Source organism: Candidatus Nitrosopumilus sp. bin_6a, from assembly GCF_054095695.1.
In genome coordinates this window covers 22,500-36,277 of record NZ_JBSWSR010000003.1, presented here as the reverse complement: position 1 = coordinate 36,277, position 13,778 = coordinate 22,500, and the positions used below count along the sequence as shown (strand labels likewise).

20 protein-coding genes and 2 tRNA genes are annotated in these 13,778 nt (G+C 33.5%); 13 read left to right on the top strand and 9 right to left on the bottom strand.

The features are described 5' to 3' along the window. The first annotated feature begins 3 nt into the window (after nucleotides 1–3). A complete protein-coding gene (locus ACW9XA_RS04160; RefSeq protein ID WP_457763128.1) occupies nucleotides 4–447 on the top strand; it encodes a COX15/CtaA family protein in 444 nt (147 codons plus the stop codon). On the opposite strand, the gene ACW9XA_RS04155 is transcribed toward ACW9XA_RS04160, so the two are convergent. After that, nucleotides 437–961: a hypothetical protein gene (locus ACW9XA_RS04155; protein WP_457763127.1), complete on the bottom strand. Its 525-nt coding sequence runs from the start codon at nucleotides 959–961 to the stop codon at nucleotides 437–439. The two genes, ACW9XA_RS04160 and ACW9XA_RS04155, sit on opposite strands and share 11 nt — an antisense overlap. A gap of 97 nt (nucleotides 962–1,058) precedes the next feature. On the opposite strand from ACW9XA_RS04155, the gene ACW9XA_RS04150 reads away from it, so the two are divergent. The 3 genes from ACW9XA_RS04150 to ACW9XA_RS04140 all read left to right on the top strand — a co-directional run bounded on the left by ACW9XA_RS04150 (nucleotide 1,059) and on the right by ACW9XA_RS04140 (nucleotide 2,626). Continuing rightward, complete coding sequence (locus ACW9XA_RS04150) at nucleotides 1,059–1,661, top strand: SRPBCC family protein (RefSeq protein WP_457763126.1); 603 nt, start codon at nucleotides 1,059–1,061, stop codon at nucleotides 1,659–1,661. Between the two features lie 61 nt (nucleotides 1,662–1,722). Beyond that, nucleotides 1,723–1,796, top strand: a tRNA-Lys gene (locus ACW9XA_RS04145). A gap of 182 nt (nucleotides 1,797–1,978) precedes the next feature. Further along, nucleotides 1,979–2,626, top strand: a complete 648-nt coding sequence (locus tag ACW9XA_RS04140) for a sensor histidine kinase (protein WP_457763258.1) — start codon at nucleotides 1,979–1,981, stop codon at nucleotides 2,624–2,626. A 6-nt stretch (nucleotides 2,627–2,632) separates the two neighbouring features. Here ACW9XA_RS04140 and ACW9XA_RS04135 read toward each other — a convergent pair whose 3' ends face one another. From ACW9XA_RS04135 to ACW9XA_RS04125, 3 genes are read right to left on the bottom strand one after another with little or no spacing between them, the layout of a single operon-like run. After that, complete coding sequence (locus ACW9XA_RS04135) at nucleotides 2,633–3,187, bottom strand: class I SAM-dependent methyltransferase (protein WP_457763125.1); 555 nt, start codon at nucleotides 3,185–3,187, stop codon at nucleotides 2,633–2,635. A gap of 38 nt (nucleotides 3,188–3,225) precedes the next feature. Continuing rightward, nucleotides 3,226–3,387 carry a hypothetical protein gene (locus ACW9XA_RS04130; protein WP_457763124.1) on the bottom strand — a complete coding sequence of 54 codons (162 nt, stop codon included), beginning with the start codon at nucleotides 3,385–3,387 and terminating at the stop codon, nucleotides 3,226–3,228. A gap of 40 nt (nucleotides 3,388–3,427) precedes the next feature. Beyond that, nucleotides 3,428–4,342, bottom strand: coding sequence for a branched-chain amino acid transaminase (locus ACW9XA_RS04125; protein ID WP_457763123.1), 915 nt, complete (start codon nucleotides 4,340–4,342; stop codon nucleotides 3,428–3,430). Between the two features lie 94 nt (nucleotides 4,343–4,436). Here ACW9XA_RS04125 and ACW9XA_RS04120 point away from each other — a divergent pair, with 94 nt between their 5' ends. Continuing rightward, on the top strand, nucleotides 4,437–4,643 hold the full coding sequence (locus tag ACW9XA_RS04120; RefSeq protein ID WP_457763122.1) for a hypothetical protein: 207 nt from the start codon (nucleotides 4,437–4,439) through the stop codon (nucleotides 4,641–4,643). Nucleotides 4,644–4,792: 149 nt separating this feature from the next. Here the strand turns inward: ACW9XA_RS04120 and ACW9XA_RS04115 are convergent, their stop codons facing one another. Both ACW9XA_RS04115 and ACW9XA_RS04110 read right to left on the bottom strand, forming a co-directional pair. Beyond that, nucleotides 4,793–6,208: an amino acid kinase family protein gene (locus ACW9XA_RS04115; RefSeq protein ID WP_457763121.1), complete on the bottom strand. Its 1,416-nt coding sequence runs from the start codon at nucleotides 6,206–6,208 to the stop codon at nucleotides 4,793–4,795. A gap of 45 nt (nucleotides 6,209–6,253) precedes the next feature. Next, nucleotides 6,254–7,270, bottom strand: a complete 1,017-nt coding sequence (locus tag ACW9XA_RS04110) for a glycosyltransferase (RefSeq protein ID WP_457763120.1) — start codon at nucleotides 7,268–7,270, stop codon at nucleotides 6,254–6,256. Nucleotides 7,271–7,349: 79 nt separating this feature from the next. On the opposite strand from ACW9XA_RS04110, the gene ACW9XA_RS04105 reads away from it, so the two are divergent. Further along, nucleotides 7,350–7,424 (top strand) — tRNA-Val (locus ACW9XA_RS04105). Nucleotides 7,425–7,433: 9 nt separating this feature from the next. Here the strand turns inward: ACW9XA_RS04105 and ACW9XA_RS04100 are convergent. Continuing rightward, on the bottom strand, nucleotides 7,434–7,730 hold the full coding sequence (locus ACW9XA_RS04100) for a hypothetical protein (protein WP_457763119.1): 297 nt from the start codon (nucleotides 7,728–7,730) through the stop codon (nucleotides 7,434–7,436). An 82-nt stretch (nucleotides 7,731–7,812) separates the two neighbouring features. Then, complete coding sequence (locus ACW9XA_RS04095) at nucleotides 7,813–8,304, bottom strand: hypothetical protein (protein ID WP_457763118.1); 492 nt, start codon at nucleotides 8,302–8,304, stop codon at nucleotides 7,813–7,815. An 81-nt stretch (nucleotides 8,305–8,385) separates the two neighbouring features. Here ACW9XA_RS04095 and ACW9XA_RS04090 point away from each other — a divergent pair, with 81 nt between their 5' ends. After that, the gene (locus ACW9XA_RS04090; protein WP_300326679.1) at nucleotides 8,386–8,637 is read left to right on the top strand and encodes a hypothetical protein; all 252 of its coding nucleotides are present in this window, start codon (nucleotides 8,386–8,388) and stop codon (nucleotides 8,635–8,637) included. Nucleotides 8,638–8,677: 40 nt separating this feature from the next. After that, a complete protein-coding gene (locus ACW9XA_RS04085; RefSeq protein ID WP_457763117.1) occupies nucleotides 8,678–9,130 on the top strand; it encodes a hypothetical protein in 453 nt (150 codons plus the stop codon). On the opposite strand, the gene ACW9XA_RS04080 is transcribed toward ACW9XA_RS04085, so the two are convergent. Further along, the gene (locus tag ACW9XA_RS04080; RefSeq protein WP_457763116.1) at nucleotides 9,127–10,008 is read right to left on the bottom strand and encodes a radical SAM protein; all 882 of its coding nucleotides are present in this window, start codon (nucleotides 10,006–10,008) and stop codon (nucleotides 9,127–9,129) included. The genes ACW9XA_RS04085 and ACW9XA_RS04080 overlap by 4 nt on opposite strands. 102 nt (nucleotides 10,009–10,110) lie before the next feature. Between ACW9XA_RS04080 and ACW9XA_RS04075 the strand changes: the two genes are divergently transcribed. The 5 genes from ACW9XA_RS04075 (at nucleotide 10,111) to ACW9XA_RS04055 (ending at nucleotide 13,708) form a co-directional block, all read left to right on the top strand. Further along, on the top strand, nucleotides 10,111–10,413 hold the full coding sequence (locus ACW9XA_RS04075) for an ArsR/SmtB family transcription factor (protein ID WP_457763115.1): 303 nt from the start codon (nucleotides 10,111–10,113) through the stop codon (nucleotides 10,411–10,413). A gap of 25 nt (nucleotides 10,414–10,438) precedes the next feature. Then, the gene (locus tag ACW9XA_RS04070) at nucleotides 10,439–10,723 is read left to right on the top strand and encodes a hypothetical protein (RefSeq protein WP_300326668.1); all 285 of its coding nucleotides are present in this window, start codon (nucleotides 10,439–10,441) and stop codon (nucleotides 10,721–10,723) included. A gap of 35 nt (nucleotides 10,724–10,758) precedes the next feature. Next, on the top strand, nucleotides 10,759–11,202 hold the full coding sequence (locus ACW9XA_RS04065) for a hypothetical protein (RefSeq protein WP_457763114.1): 444 nt from the start codon (nucleotides 10,759–10,761) through the stop codon (nucleotides 11,200–11,202). Then, nucleotides 11,192–11,548 (top strand): reverse transcriptase-like protein, encoded by a 357-nt coding sequence (locus tag ACW9XA_RS04060; RefSeq protein ID WP_457763113.1) that lies wholly within the window; start codon nucleotides 11,192–11,194, stop codon nucleotides 11,546–11,548. Before ACW9XA_RS04065 ends, ACW9XA_RS04060 begins: the two co-directional genes overlap by 11 nt. A gap of 63 nt (nucleotides 11,549–11,611) precedes the next feature. Next, nucleotides 11,612–13,708, top strand: coding sequence for a 4-hydroxybutyrate--CoA ligase (locus ACW9XA_RS04055; RefSeq protein WP_457763112.1), 2,097 nt, complete (start codon nucleotides 11,612–11,614; stop codon nucleotides 13,706–13,708). The last annotated feature ends 70 nt before the right edge of the window (nucleotides 13,709–13,778 follow it).

The following is a 13,778-nucleotide window of genomic DNA, read 5'->3' as shown; positions in this document are numbered from 1 at the left end:
ATTTTGGCCATTCAATATCTAGCATTAGCAACAATGATTGTTTTGTATTCATTGATGTTTATTGGTGGATATATTTCAGCAGCTGGCCTTGGCTTGACTTGTCCTGAATGGCCTCTATGTCCTAATGGAATAATGCCCTCTGAAGAATATCTTATTGAATGGATTCATAGAACAGTTGCTGCAACTACTGGGGTATTGATTATTGCCACCATGGTTGCAAGTTTAATCAACAAAAATTCCGACTCAAAAATAAAAATTACTAGTTCCCTTGCAACAGGTTTGGTAATTACCCAGATTACACTAGGAGCTCTAGTCATTGACACAAAACTACATGCAGTACTAGTTGCAATTCATTTGGGAATTGGAATATGGCTATTTGCTATGGTGTTGTTAACTGTGATATTTGCATTTAGAATTGCAAAGTCTTCTAAGACAATCACTGCTTAGATTTTTTTAGAATTTTTGGCAAGTAAATATACAACATTACACCTACAAATACCAGGGCACCTGTAGTAATTGCACCGATGAATATTACTCCAAATGGACTTTGTGTTCCCATGTTAAATGTATAAGTCAAAATTCCGTCAGTTCCTTCCATATCATACAAATCAACTTTGACAATATGATTTCCTATATTCCTCCAAACGTAATCGAAATCCCAGTGGGATCCCTCTACTGAGGTAGGTGGAATGGCATCTACTTGTTGATCATGATAAAATACTCTGATCCCCATTGTAAAACGATCTACTTCTTCATACTCAAATCCTTTAGTGACTTTGATGAGAAATTGAGATGGCTCATCGATTTGTGGAAATTCTGGGGCTGTGGCCACTTGGACCCTATAATTGCCATTTGACTGCTCAGCAGAATTAAACATGGAATGTGCATATGCTGAACTAAATCCTGAAAATGATGAAAATATCAAAATAAAGATCAAAAAACCTGATCGCTTTTTAGTCATTCAATTTCCTATGTGCTATGGATGAATATATTGTAAGTCTATTTCCTTAGGAAAATCTTCAAAACCTTTAAATCCTTATTGGCAAGAAACTCAATCGTTGACCCTCGTTACAAAATCAATCAATATCAAAACACCTGTAGAGAATGTTTTCACCTACTTTGCAAGACCAGAACATGTTTCTGATCAAATCAAAAATGACACTGTAGGCATGACAGTCGTTCCTATGGATATCAAGGAAGGAATGGGTGTTGGTACAACCTTTAGAGTTATCGGTGACTTTAGCGGAAAACGTTTAGAGTGGGATTGTGAAACAACTGAATTCATCAGAAATGAGAAAATCACTGCCAAACAAATTGAAGGTCCTTTCAAGAACTGGCAAATTACCAACGAATTCAAAGCATTAGGTAATAATCTCACAAGAGTAACCATGTCAGTAGATTATGAGATGCCATTTGGTCCTTTGGGAGCAATTTTGGATAAAGCAAAGTTTGCAAAATCAGCTGAGAAAGGAATGGAAACTGCTCTATACAACGTTAGAGGACTACTAGAAGGAAACGGTTCAATTCCAGTATACATCACACTAGATGCATACCAAAAACTTCTAGCCGAAAAGAAAAAGATGAACGATGTTCCAGTTTCAACTGCACTTACAGCAATTATTGAAAAGTACAATGAAATTGAAGCTAAAGCACAAAACTAAAAATTTTCATTTATTTTAAAATCTTAAGATTAATAACAACTCTAGGCTTATCCATTTTGGTGGGTCTATGGCGCAGCCAGGTAGCGCACCGGACTCTTAATCCGGTTGTCAAGGGTCCGAATCCCTTTAGACCCGCTTTTTAATTCTGAAATAAATTTTTAGATTTGATAATACTGAATTATTTTTCAAGCTTTGATCTGATTGTATTTTTTTACAAGAGCAAGCAATTCGTTTACTCCCAATGGTTTTGAGATAATCTTGAAAATCTTGTTGAAGAAAAAACCCAACAAGTATTAAAATCTGAGCGATTATCCGCAATTGGAGAATTATCTGGACGACTAGCGCATGACTTGAGAAATCCTTTATCTGTAATGAAAATGTCTGTAGATCTGATTAAGCAAAGTCCTTCTGATTTAAAAATATCTGATCCAAAAATAACAAAACGGATTGATCTAATCGAAAAGAGTATCGATAGAATTTCACATCAAGTTAGCGATGTTTTGGGTTATGTCAGACTATCTCCATTAAAATTGACAACTGTTTCACTCTATGATTCTATTAGTAACTCTTTGAAAAAAATAAACATTCCATCTGATATTCAAGTGAATTTTCCTCAAAATGATGTTCAAATTGAATGTGATGTCATAAAACTTGATGCAGTTTTTATCAATCTGATAATTAATTCAATACAGGAATTACATCAAGGAGGCAATATCTCGATTGAAATTTCAGAAAAAGATAATGTGGCAATTTTAAAATTCATAGATTCAGGAAAAGGAATTCCTGATGAAGAGTTATCTAAAATATTTGAGCCTCTTTTTACTACCAAACAAAAAGGAACTGGATTAGGTTTGGCAAGCTGTAAAAATATTATTGAACAACATGGAGGAGAAATCAGCGTAACAAACAATCCTACAACTTTTACTATAATGCTGCCAAAAACATCAGTCAAACGTAAAAAATAGATAAAATTACAATTTTTTTAATAACGTGAATCTGGGCTTTTCAGGTTCTATATCTTCGTGCATGTCTACATTGCTAACGAATTTCACGTTATATTCAAGCCATCTTTTTTTCATATTACGAAACTTTTGATTTTCATCAATTTGTTTTTCATTTTCTTCAAACTTTTCACAATTCATAATGTATTTGCCTGCAACTCTAAACATCTCTGCAATTCCTTTTTCAAGTGTATTATCATCCAAGTAATTCATCAATCCATGCGTGAACACAAAGTCTACTGAATTATCATCAAATGGCAATTCAGTGATAGATCCTTTCTTAAAGTCTGCAATGGGTTGTTTTTCTTTTGCAATGCTTAATGCATTATCATTTAGGTCAACACCATGGATTTGAAATGTATCTGGAAATAATCTTAAATCAATTCCTGTACCGCATCCGACCTCTAGAATACTCGTACATCTCAAAGAAGTTGCTAAATCTCGAACAAATTTAGAAAATTCTTCATTATACCTTGCTTCGTTTTCGTTACAGTATTTGTTCCAAAATTCTTCATTGTAATTCATGAAATTTTTCAAACAAAGCTGTATTTGATACTAGTTGTTTAATGCTGACATTTGCATGTAACAAGTTTTGTATCAAAAGTACAATCATGAGGTCCATCTGATTTCCCTTGGGTAGGAATCTCTTTCATACAATCACCATGACGGCCTTTTCTGCAAAACCAGCATATTTCTTGTGTATCCCCAGTTTCACATGAATCCATATTTTCTAGTCTATCTTGTGGGTAAAAAACCTCATGGAGTTTAGATAAATGTCAACCATGGCAAGAATCTTTCATCTTTTCCCATCACTACATCTGAAAATGACTTTTGCAATGCTTTGGTGATGCTTCCCATTTTTCCATTCCCAATCTTTATTTTGTCAATTTGAGTTACAGATTTTACTTCAGCTGCTGTTCCTGTCATGAAAATTTCATCTGCGTTATAAAGATCGTCTCTCTCTAGATCACGTTCAATTACAAATCCTCCGTTCTCCTCAATCATTTGTATTATGCTATCTCTAGTGATTCCTTCCAATCCTCCTGCTGAAAGAGGTGGTGTTTGAATAATGTCATCTTTGATTATGAAAATATTCTCTGCGCTACCTTCTGCAACTTTGCCGTGATAGTTTAGCATTATTGCTTCATCATATCCGTTATCTAATGCCTCCATTCTTGCAAGAGCTGCATTTGCATAGTTTGATGCAGCTTTTGCTTGCATTGGTTGGGATCTTGAATCAATTTTTGTCCAACTTGATATTTTACATTTTGCTCCTGAAAATTTACCTGCCTTTGATTCTCCCATCTTCCATTCCCAACATGAAATTGAAACATCTACGCTATTGGTAGTGGGTGTCAATCCCATTGTTCCATATCCGTAATATGCTAATGGTCTAATGTATGATTCTTTGAGCCCTCCCGCTTTTACAGTTTGAATGATGGCATCTGAAATTACTTTTTTTGAGAATTGCATTTTCATTGAATATAGTTTAGCAGATTTGAAAAATCGATCAACATGTTCAGGCAATCTAAAAATTGCTGATCCATTAGGTGTGTCATAACATCTGATCCCTTCAAAAATTGATGTTGAATAATGTAAGGCATGAGTTAATACGTGAACTTTGGCATCTTTGAATGGGACTAGCTTTCCATTCATCCATATTTTTCCAATCTCTTGCATAGGAGAGCAAAAAAACAATGCTAATTTAAAGAATTATCTTTTTTTGTTCTTAAAGCATCTCAAACTTCATATCTCATTAATCATTAATTCAAGTATGGAGTGGACTTTGGGTTTTGCTGGTATTGTATGTCTTGTTGTAGGCTTGGTTGGTCAGGCATTTGAAATGAGAAAAATTCGTCTGACTGCATACAAAGATGAGGATCTAGGCTCTGCCAATATTTTCATGAATAAGAAAAATTTCAAGTGGTATGTCATACTAGGAATAGGAATCGTTTTGTGGTTCGCAGCTGAGCGTATGTGAATGGATCTATATAGATCAGCTCTAAATACTATGAATTGTAACCAATAATATCGCGTGTTTTGGGTAACGCCGGACTAACTCTAGATAAAGGTCCAAGAACAAACCCATGATGGCGCTTACAGGTGAAAGCCCGTAACGCCACTTTTACATTAAATAAAATTAATCTTTGAAATTTCTTGGTGTACTGCTTTGATAGCTTTTGTGATGTTGTCATGTGAATCTTCTACAACGATGATTATTCGTGATGTTTCTTCCTGTGCATCCATATTCAAAATATTTAATCCTGATTCACCAATCTTTGCACTGGTTCTAGAAGCTACTTGCTGAACCCTCCACATCTCATCTCCAATCAATGTAATGACTCCCCTGTTGTATGTAATTGTGGCAAGTGAATCAAATGCTAAAAGATATTTCTCATTTCTCTTAACATATTCACCATCTAAGAATAATATTCTGGAGAATTCTATCCCGTCTTTTGTAAATGGTGACAATATGACAAATTCACTGTAATGTTTGTCTTTTTCCAAAGATGTCAATAATTTCTGAATTGAGTTTGTCTCAATTCTAAATATTGCACAATTCTCTTTTCCTGTTACTATTTTTATTGGATGTCCTTTTTGCTGTTGAAGATTTCTTTTAATTGTAGTAATTTTTTCAGGATTTTTCATATTTGTAATTGTAATTGGCATGTCTACGCCATTTTCTACAATCTCTTTAATTGCAATAGGATCTAAAATTTTCATTCCAAACATTCCTGCCAATCTTGCTTCATTATATGATAATTGAATTACTTCTCTCAATTCAGAATCTACTACTTTTGGATCTGCAGAAACTACTGCACTGTCTTTTTCAAAATCTATGCTGGTTTCATATTTTTTATGAAACAATATGCCTAAATCAGCTGCTGTTCTATCTGAACCTCCACGCTCATATGTTGTAGTTATACCATCAACTGTTTTACCGATAAATCCCCCGATTGTTACTACTTGATTGTTTTCTACCAATTCTGCTATTTTGTCCATTCTTTCTCTAGATTCTGCTGAGAGAAAATTTGTAAATTCTATATTATGATCAGTTATTATTGGCCAATCATCAAATTCCACTGCTTCTGTTTTGATATCATTGCTTCTTAGAATGTAGGCCATTACATGCGACATCAAAATTTCCCCTGAAAATGCTAATGCCCTTGAGCGTACTTCATTGACAAATTCTTTATTGTTAAATGCCTCATCAAGTGCTTTTTGTGCCTTTTCTAGGTGAAAGTCAATTGTTTTCTTACATTCTTCTCTATTGTTTTCATCGACCATTTCTAGAATTTTTTGATAAGTTGTTCTCACAACATCTAAAGATGGTTTTATTCCATTTTCCGCATTTTTACCCTGTTCTAAAATGACATCAGTCAATGAACGCTTTTTTTCATTATGAATTGTTAAAGGGGCAGAAAAAACTGCAATTACTTTTGAATCTACTCTTAAATCTGAAATCCTTTGAATAATTCTTGGAATTGTCTCACCATTTCTACCTATAGCACTACCGCCAAATTTGGCAACTATTAGATTAGTCATGGTACTTTATCAAAACCAAATGGCCTTCTATTAAGCATTAGGTTGTTAATCTGTCAATTTCTGAATAATTTCAGCTGCAACTTTGGCACCGTTTACATTTACCTGATTTCTTTTGGCCTCTAATTTTTCCAAAATCAATTCTTCTAATCTGTTTATGTCTTCGAATTCAAATCCTTCTTCTCTGGCATTGTCTTCTTGTTCAAAATGCCTTTTGATTGGTATGAATATTGCAGGAGTTCCATATGCTTTTGCCTCATCTATAGTTGATTTTCCTGCTAATGAAATAAGCAAATCTGCTGCAAAAATTAATTCATGTAAATTATCAACAAATCCCAAATTTTTCACATTGTCAAATTTTTTACTTATTGCTGGACCTGAGACTAAAACCACATCAATGTCTTGATTGATTTTTGAAATGTCTTTTATTGCTTTTTCAATTAGAAACAACCCTGCATCAGTTCCTCCTATGGAAATAATTATTGTCTTTTTCTCAAAAGAAAATTTTTTCCTCAACTCTTCTCTAGAGTTATTAGTCTCTCTAACAATAGGTCCAACTCTCTTAATATTGTTTTGATCATTGCCTATTTCAGGAATAATTACCATGTCACATTTTTTGATAATGTCTTGCATTGATTTGTTCATCTTTTTTTCTATAAATGATGCAATTCCTTTAGTAAAGTGAGTTTCTAAGATATCTGTAACTAGTACTGTTGGAATTTTCATTTTTTGTGCTATGATGAGCGATGCAAAATCTTCATCACTAATAACTAAATTCGGTCTGTCTTTATGCAGAATTTTATCTGAGATATTTTTACAGTCTCTATAATATTGATAATAATTCCATAGCCATTTTGCAGGACTCTTTAAAGATCCATTCTCAATAATAAATGAAGGAGGATTGTATGCATCTTGTACATTGTAATTTAATTTTTTTAGAATTTTTGCAGCGCCACTTCCTGAAACAAAATTTGTTGAAATATTTTCAAAGTTATTCACAATTGCAATATCTCGAGTCACATGACCTAAACCAATTGGACTGGAAAAAAAACTGAAAACATCCATGATTTTCCTAGTTTTTTATCAAATTTCTAGATTTTCTCTTGTCTGAAAGTTTAAATGGATTTTAACAAGGTAGGTTTCTGGGCTCATAGTCCAGGTCGGTTATGACGTCGCCCTTACACGGCGAAGATCCGGGGTTCAAATCCCCGTGGGCCCATTTTTGTTCCTAATTTGTTGGATTCATCAAGGCAGCACGTTCTTTTGTTTTTTGATCAACTAAAGCACTAACACGCTGGCCTGGTTCTGCGTTACAATCTCCTATATTTACTGCATAACCGTCCATGGTTTCAGCGATACATCCGTCATTTGTAACTGCAATTACTTTTACAATCTCCATTTTTTCTACCGGTGCAGTATAGAACATCAAATAAGCAAAAAGCAGACCTGCTCCAAGTGCAATCACACCAGCTATGATTAATGTGGAATTTTTTCCTGATTTTTTATCTGATCGATTATTTCCCATTGACATAATATTACTACGTGAAAACTACATAAAAACACACGCTATATCTTCAAAGATGATTTTTATCAAAAATTTATTGAAATTACCCTATCTTACAACAACTTTTACTTTGTAGACCTCTTGCAATCCACCAAATAGAAAAAATCAATACTCCTACTGAAATGAATTTCAATTCCAATCCTTGCATTGGAAACAATGACAGTCCTCCAACTGCACCTAGAATTACGGCTAAAGGTGCTGTACATGCAGGACATCCTGGAGTAAATGCAGCAAATGCTCCTCCAAACAATGCAGAAGAATTTGATTTTACAGAATTCATCATTTTCATCCTCTTTATTTTAAAAGCCATCATTGCAAAATTGATTCCAGCTAAAGCAGAAACTGTAATGGTTAGTCCAACTGATGTAAGAATGTAAAATGGCATTATTTCCATTGTAGTGCTAAGATGAGAAGGTAGCATTGACATTGTCAAAAAGTAATAGATTATTCCTAATCCTGTGCCACTAATTATTGCAATACCAGCATATTTTCTTGTAGTTAGGACATTTGAAATTAACTGTGATTTACTTACCAAGTAGAATTACTTACCGTTCATCATATTTTAACTATATTTGATTAACCAAAGATTATTAGCCATAATTATCACTGATAAAATATGACTGAATTCTCTTCTGAAGAAAAAACAATCCTTGTTCAATATGGGATTAAAAAATATGAAAATGAAGAAACAATCTTTGAAAAATTAAAAACAATATTACCCGAAAAAGATATTCAGAGAAATATTGATACTCTTTTAGGAACCCAACGAGTTAGGCGAATTGGTCCTGAAAACCTTCAAAACAATGAGAGTCATACAGAATTACCAGATCTTCCAGAACACCTCAAATCTATAATTGATGATCTCTAGTTTGAAAAATTCTTAAACTCCTATAATGCATGATATTGATATGAACAAAGTAATTTTATTTTCAGGCGTCTTGACTTTGATTTTCGTTCTAGGACTATCAACTGATTCATCTTTTGCACATCCACATCCAGGTCATATTCTCATTAACGGCCATACACATGAACCTCAAACTGAAATCATTCCTCTGAATGGAAATATTGTACTTGAAAAATCAACTATCTTTTTCCATGTTTCTGAAAAAAATACATTGCCTTGGGCATTTGTTGAAGGAAATGTAGCAAATCATGTTGAAGGATATCCTGTAATCATTCAAATTTTCAAAGAAAATGATGCAGTTCACTTTGCCCAAACAAATGTCGAACAAGATGGTGATTATGAGTATAAATTCAGAGTTTTGAATTCTGAAAATGGCGTTACAAGTAAAATCTTTGATGGCGATTATCTAGTTAAAATTTTCAAGGTAGTCTACGTTAACCAAGAAAATTCAATTTAGAATCCACGCAATCCTTGTGGTCGTACAATCTCTGGATGCTGTTTCATCCATTCCACTTTTTCTAACATTTCTTGCTTATCCTGTGGGAATGTCCCCTTTACTGTATATGCATTAGAACCATGATTTACCCTGAAGATAATTTCATCTTTAGTTTCAATCTGTTTAATTAGATCATACAGTTCTTCTAATGATTCATCGTCATTAATTCTAACAAATTCCCCATCATATTTGTCAATGAACTCTTGCTTGATTCCATTTTCTAAATACAGTGTTAATGCACCAACATAATTTGGTGAACATGCACTGAGCACTTCTGCAGTTCCTTTGATGTGTTCTTTAGAATATTTTTTTCCACCCAGTCCCAAGATTACCATGCAAGACATTACATATCCTGCATCTTTAGCTTTGTTAACAGCTTTGATGATGGTTTTTGCAACGGCTCCTTTTGTTACTTTTTTCAAGACAATGTCTGAACCACTTTCAATTCCCAGATAAAACATATCCAAACCTGCTTCATTCATTTGCTTTAATTCCTCAGGTGTTTTCTTTAGAATGTTCATTGGCATTGCATAACAAGAAATTCTCTCAATGTTTTGAAATTTTTCTCTAATGTATTTTACAATTTTAATCATATATTCTGAATCAATGTTAAGTGCATCACCGTCTGCAAGAAATACACGTTTTGTATCTGGCAAGTATCCTGCCATCATGTCAATCTCTGCTTTCACATCTTCCCATGGTCTTTCAGAATACTCTTTTGATCTATACATATCACAAAATGAACACTCGTTAAATGAACAACCAAGAGTTACTTGAAAAATCAGTGATCTAGCTTCAGATGGAGGTCTATACAACGGGGCATCATAATTTAGCATCATTTTTTAATTCATACAAATTTGTCTGATTTGTTTTTTATACTTTCTATTTTCTTCTATCCCAGAATACCTTTTAGTAGTAAATTGGAAGAAATTTCATAAATCATGGTCAATGATACTGATGCAAAACGACTTTTGTGGTTTGTATTTGCAGGTTCACGAGGTGGGCTGAATCGTTTAAAAATTATTTCAAAATTAAAGGAAAATCCGTATAATACTAATCAACTAGCAAAAGAATTAGGTCTTGATTACAAGGCAATTCAACATCACATTAAGGTTCTAGAAAAAAATAACATGATAAGCAAAGTAGGAGAAAAATACAACGTGAACTATTTTATCTCAACTTTTCTTGAAGTAAATATGGAGACATTTGAAGAAATTGAAGGAAAACTGGATAAAAGTAAATAAAAGCTCAATAGGTGTTTTACACTAAATGGAATCTACTTCTCTAGTTTTGTCTATTGTTTCAATTGCAAATATGGGAATTTTAGGAATTCTTATCTGCATATTTGGAAAAATGTATGGAAAGACAAGAGCACAGCTTCCATTAGGTATGATTGTTGTTGCAGGAATGCTCTTCTTACATAATGTCATTGGTGCATTTGCTTATTTTTCTATGGAAGAGATTTTCTCGCATGAAATTTTCCCATACATGTTAGGAGTAGGAATTGCTGAGCTGGCAGGATTGATTATATTTTTGAAAATCACATTGGACTAATCTTAGTTTATTTGTAACAAATTATATCTCAATACGTGTTTCAAGAATACCTAAAATTAAACAAAAATGTTCTTGTGGCATTTTTTGCATCGATTATCATTTCAGCTATTATTGCTCAAGTCTTATCTGATCAAGACGATATTCTTAATACAACATATACCACAATTGCAGATTACGTAGTCTATTTTTCAGTTTTTAGTTTTTTATTTTATATTGATAATAAAAAAAAATATCTGCTTGATTCTGGTAAAACTGATACTGCAAAATTAAAGCATGATCTAAAAAAATTAATCACTTCTCTAGGAATTGCTGAGGTTGTATATACTGTAACAAGATGGGTATTGCAATATTATTTTTTAACTATAAACTACGATCCATATATGGCATCTATTGTATCTCAAGGAATGTCTACAATTATTTACATGGTAGTTCTAAATCTAACTGTAAAGATAACGAGGTTGTATAAAGATGGGAATTAATATTTACGTTGATGGTTCTGGTGGAACAGATAGTGGGTATGGATATTTTGTTAAAGAAACAGGTGAGTCTTTTTATGAAAAAAAACCTAATCTCACTAACAATCAGGCAGAATATCTGGCAATAATTTCTGCACTAAACAAGTATGTTGATTCAGATGAGGAGATTACAATTTACAGTGATTCTAAAAATACAGTAAACCAATTGAATCATGAATTTGCAATAAATAATGAAGAATTGAGAAAATTGGCACGAGAAGCATGGGAAATTATGGGCAAATGTTCAAATTTATCCATTCTTTGGATTCCTAGAAAAGAAAATTTGGCAGGAAAAATGTTGGGAAGCTAAAACAAGAGATCAGAAATTTCTATGAATAACTTTATTATACAAAATCCTTAGATTCAAAATATCATGGCAGAATCTGTCTTTTTATCTCCAAAATCAATTGCAGTGATTGGAGCATCTGACAAGAGAGGAAGTGTCGGAGCTACTATCACATCAAATATTATGAATGGTTTCAAAGGAACAGTTTTTCCAATTAGTCCATCTAGAGATACAGTATTTTACAAAAAAGCATACAAGAGTGTTTTAGATGTTCCAAAACCAATTGACCTTGCAGTCATTGTAATCAAAAATACTTTGGTTGCACCAGTTTTAGAAGAATGTGGAAAGAAAAAAGTCAAAGGCGTTATCATAATCACTGCAGGTTTTAAAGAAGTAGATGAAGAAGGAGCAAAACGTGAACAAGAAATTAAAGATATTGCTAAAAAATACAAAATCCAAATCATTGGACCAAATTGTCTTGGAGTGATGAATCTTGATCCAAAGACAATGATGAATTCAACATTTCTCAAAGTCACACCAAAGTCTGGAAAAATTGCACTTGTATCTCAGAGTGGTGCAATATGTGCTGCATTAGTTGAAGATGCAAGTGCACAAGGAATTGGCTTCTCTGCAGTTGTAAGTCTTGGAAACAAAGCTGCAATGAGTGAAGTTGATATTCTAAAGATCCTTGCAAATCACAAACAAACCAAAGTCATTGTAATGTATCTTGAAGATATGGGCAATGGCCAAGAATTTCTCAAAGTTTGTAAAAATATTACTAAAAAACTCAAAAAACCTGTCCTTGTTCTTAAATCTGGTCGTAGTCCAGAAGGTGCAAAGGCTGCAATGTCTCATACTGGAGCCTTGATGGGCTCAGATGAAATCTATGATGCTTTACTAAAACAATCAGGTGCAATTAGAGTAGATACCATGGAGGAGCTCTTTGATTATGCTACAGCATTTTCAAAACAACCACTTCCAACAGCAGGTGGTTTAGTGATTGTATCAAATGCAGGTGGACCTGCAATAATTTCTACTGATGCATGTTCAAAAGCAGGAATTAGAATGGCAAAAATTGATAGCATTCGTCCAAAGATTGATGAGGTAATTCCTCCTTGGGGAAGCTCAAGAAATCCTGTAGATATTGTAGGAGATGCTGATTTTAACAGATTCCACAATGTTTTGGACAGGGTTCTAAAACATCCAAAAGTCGGCTCTGTTATTTCCATGTGTACACCTTCTGGAACTCTCAACTATGACAAACTTGCAGAAGTAATTGTTTCTATGTCAAAGAAATACAAAAAGACAATGCTTGCAAGCCTGATGGGATTAGATGAAGGAATTACTAATAGAGAAATTTTATCCAAAGGAGATGTTCCTTATTACACATATGCTGAAGGGGCAATCAGAACTTTAGCTGCAATGATAAAATTTGCAATTTGGGTAAATACTAAAGAAGGAAAAATCACTAAATTCAAAGTCAACAAGACAAAAGCAAAAAAGATCTTTGACAAAGTCAAAAAAGAAAAGAGACCAAATCTTCTAGAAGAAGAAGGACAGGAAGTTCTGAAAGCATATGGCTTACCACTTCCACAAAGTGCTCTTGCAAAAAATGAAACAGAAGCAGTAAAGATTGCAAAAAAGATTGGATATCCTGTCGTAATGAAGATTGCATCACCACAAATCATCCACAAATCTGATGCAGGAGGAGTTAAAGTTAATCTGAATAATGATGCTGAAATTAAAGATGCATTCAAAACTATTGTAAAAAATGCCAAAAAATACAACAAGGATGCAGAGATCAAAGGTGTTTTGATTGTAGAAATGGTCAAAGGTGGCAAAGAACTCATCATTGGCTCAAAACTTGAACCTGGATTTGGTCCAGTAATTATGCTCGGAATGGGAGGAATCTACGTAGAAGTTCTAAAAGATGTAACATTCAAACTTGCTCCAGTTACCGATAAGGAGGCTGATGATATGATTGCGTCTATAAAGACTCAAAAATTGCTACAGGGAGTTAGAGGAGAAAAACCATCTGATATTGTAAAACTTTCTGAATGTATACAGAGGTTATCCCAATTAGTTTCTGACTTTAAGGAGATCAAAGAATTAGACATGAATCCTGTATTAGTCATGGAGAAAGGAAAAGGTTGTAAAATTCTAGATGTTCGAATAGGACTCTGATCGCAATTCATACCTAAAATTTTACTCTTCACAATTTAGAATATTTATACAACATAGAAATGAAGATTGT